Here is a 3,045-nt window from a genome sequence, read left to right on the forward strand (position 1 = left end):
CTCTCAAAAATCTTTGTCATTTCTTTGAAGTAATACAGTGCTTTGGAAATTATACCTGCGTTACTCTCGTACAGCTCCGTTGCCTCATCCTGTATTTTTTCCACGCGTTCCTGCATTTCCTGCAGCTGCTGTACTTTTTCATTTACTTCGTGAATAATCTCCGCAGACTGGCGCAATGCATTTTCAACGTCGTGCAATTCATTTTGGGCTTTCTCATAGGTTGTAGTATTTTCCTTCTGCTCCTCCTGACGCTTCTTTTCCTTTCCGCTTACTTTATCCCAAACCTTATCTATCGCGGAAGCATTATCTGATTTCTTTTTTATTTCATCATTTCGTTTTTTCGCTCCGGCAGCTTCGGCTTCTAATTGCTTTTTGCGCTGCTCCAGTGCTTTCTTTTCAATCTCAAGATTCTCTTTTTCTCTACTGAGAGCTTCTTTTTTCTTCTTTATGTCTGCTTCCTGCTCACGCATTGACTGAATTTGCCGCAGTTGTTCGTTTTCGCTAATCTGCTGGCGGTCATTGAAATATCCGAACAGGAAAAAACTGCACACTACAGAAAAGAAAAACAATACGATAACCATCAAACATTTTTTCCACTGAGGCTTTTTGCTATCATCAGATGGTTTTTTATTGCCGGGTAAAGTCGTTTTCTGTTGAGGCAGTTCACGGAATGAGCTTTTCGGCTCCTGGACTGCAGGCATATACTGCGTTTTTTCGTCTGCCAGGGCAGAAATCTTTTCCGTATCAAATGTCGAATCTTTATTATTGTTCATCCGTCGTATTCTTTCCTTCCCGAACCGCCCCGTGTTCCTTCTGCATGGTCTCACACAGCCGGCGCAGAGACCACATTATATTGAACGGGGTAACAACAGCTTTATATTTAATCATAGGAACATTTTCGAGTTTCATGCCGGATAAAAATTTATCCAGTCGTTTGTCATTCAGCTGCGCGAAAATCAGCACCTCATCCGAAAAAGAAAAGGTATCTTCCCTATTTTCCTTTGCAGGCAGAAATCCTCTTCTGCCTAAAAGAAAACCTATCTTTTGATTCCAGTTTTCAAAAGGGACAATCTGATTTTCTATATTCATTTTGCGGCAGATAGATTTTATCTTATTTACAGCTTCATCATCCGTGAAATTGTATAATAAAACCTTTTCCTTTAACTGTGCCATGGTACGTCTAATCACCATCCCTAAATAAACATTATAGCGCATTAATTCAAGTTTTGCCAAAGGAAGACATCATTTGCCTGGTTATAGCATAAGAAAAGCCTTCCTGTTGCATAAATACACAATCCAGGAAGGCTTAGACCGTTCTTTATCAGCCAATTTTCTTAAGAAGCTCTCTTAATTTCTTTGTTCTCTCAAGGGTTTCCTTGCGTACATCCTCAGGGTCAACCGTGATTCTTGCGACTCCTGTATCCATAGCAGCCTTTGCAACAGCAGCAGCAACAGCCGGTGCAACATTCGGGTCAAAAGCACCCGGAATTACATAATCCTCACGAAGCTCTTCGTCAGGGATAAGGTTAGCAATGGCGTGAACAGCAGCCTGTTTCATTTCATCGTTGATTTTTCTTGCGCGGACATCAATTGCTCCACGGAAAAGTCCCGGGAATACGAGCACGTTGTTTACCTGGTTCGGGGCATCAGAGCGGCCCGTTCCGACTACACGCGCACCCGCTGCCTTTGCATCAGCATAGCTTGTCTCAGGATCCGGGTTTGCCATAGCAAGAACGATAGCGTCCTTGTTCATACTCTTGATAATATCAGCCGTAAACACGCCAGGCTGGGAAACACCGAGAATAACATCTGCGTCTTTAGCCATTTCTGCCAAAGAACCCTGTCTCTTCTCAAGGTTTGTCAGCTTCAGCAGCTCAGCCTGAACACGGTTGATTCTGCTCATATCCATGCCTTCGTACATTGCGCCCTTGGAGTTTATCATAGTGATGTGCTTTGCTCCGAGATTCAAAAGCAGGCGGACAATTGCAGTACCGGCAGCACCTGCGCCGTTTGCGACAATTTTAACATCGGCAATATCTTTTTTAACCAGACGAAGCGCGCCAAGAAGTGCTGCAGCGCAGGCAATCGCCGTACCGTGCTGGTCATCATGGAAAACAGGGATATCCATTTTTTCAATCAGAGCATCCTCAATGTCATAGCATTTCGGAGACTCGATATCCTCAAGGTTGATACCTGCAAAGTTCGGCTGCAGATAGCGGACTGTCTCGATAAACTTATCCTTATCCGAGGTATTAAGGCATACAGGGATAGCATCAACATCTGCAAAGACCTTGTATAAAACAGACTTTCCTTCCATAACAGGAATTCCGGCTTCAGGACCGATATTTCCGAGACCTAAAACGCGTGTACCGTCAGATACAACAGCAACCATATTGCCGCGGCACGTATATTCGAAGGAAAGATCTTTATCATCTTTAATCTTTCTGCACGGCTCTGCTACACCCGGTGTGTAAAGAACGCTCAAATCATGCGCATCCTCCAGTTTTGCTTTTGGGATTGTAGCCAATTTACCGTTATGCTCCTTATGGACCTTCAATGATTCTTCGTTTAAGTTCATTATAATTTCTCCTCCTAATATAATTAATAACAATTATAATGTCAGAACATTACATCATCTTTATATATACCACAGTATATAAAAAAAAGACTGTTGCTGTCAACAGTCTTCATGATTTCATAATGAAAGAATTACGTTTACCTGCTATTCAAAAGTTTTATAGAAAGTGTTATCAGATCAGGGTTTTCAAGGCTATTCTCCCAATGAATTTCACCTTTTTTTCCGGAATCGTTAATCAAATCATAAGCTTTAAGTTTCCTTTTCAGTTGTCTTGCAATTCCGGGAGCACCATCAAAAATCTTTACTTCACTGCCAAGTACCTCTTGAATCATGCCTTTTACAAAAGGATAATGTGTGCAGCCTAAAACTGCACAGTCAGCGTCCATTCCCCCGACACTCGTGATTTTTTCCTTCAGGTATTGTCTAAGGTTTTCGGAATGTGTTTCTCCACGCTCAACAAACTCTGC

4 protein-coding genes are annotated in these 3,045 nt (G+C 42.3%); all 4 read right to left on the reverse strand.

The window, feature by feature from the left end; translation table 11 throughout:
* On the reverse strand, positions 1 to 773 hold a 773-nt coding region (locus ACY69O_RS05180; RefSeq protein ID WP_462332400.1), incomplete at its 3' end, for a hypothetical protein.
* Positions 763 to 1,173, reverse strand: coding sequence for a DUF3783 domain-containing protein (locus tag ACY69O_RS05185; protein WP_462332401.1), 411 nt, complete (start codon positions 1,171 to 1,173; stop codon positions 763 to 765). The genes ACY69O_RS05180 and ACY69O_RS05185, both read right to left, overlap by 11 nt.
* 148 nt (positions 1,174 to 1,321) lie before the next feature.
* Positions 1,322 to 2,578 carry an NAD(P)-dependent malic enzyme gene (locus tag ACY69O_RS05190; RefSeq protein WP_462332402.1) on the reverse strand — a complete coding sequence of 419 codons (1,257 nt, stop codon included), beginning with the start codon at positions 2,576 to 2,578 and terminating at the stop codon, positions 1,322 to 1,324.
* A 137-nt stretch (positions 2,579 to 2,715) separates the two neighbouring features.
* Positions 2,716 to 3,045: glutamate racemase (locus tag ACY69O_RS05195; protein ID WP_462332403.1), on the reverse strand; the 330-nt coding region annotated here is incomplete at its 5' end.

The sequence above is a fragment of the Schwartzia sp. (in: firmicutes) genome, from assembly GCF_978017985.1.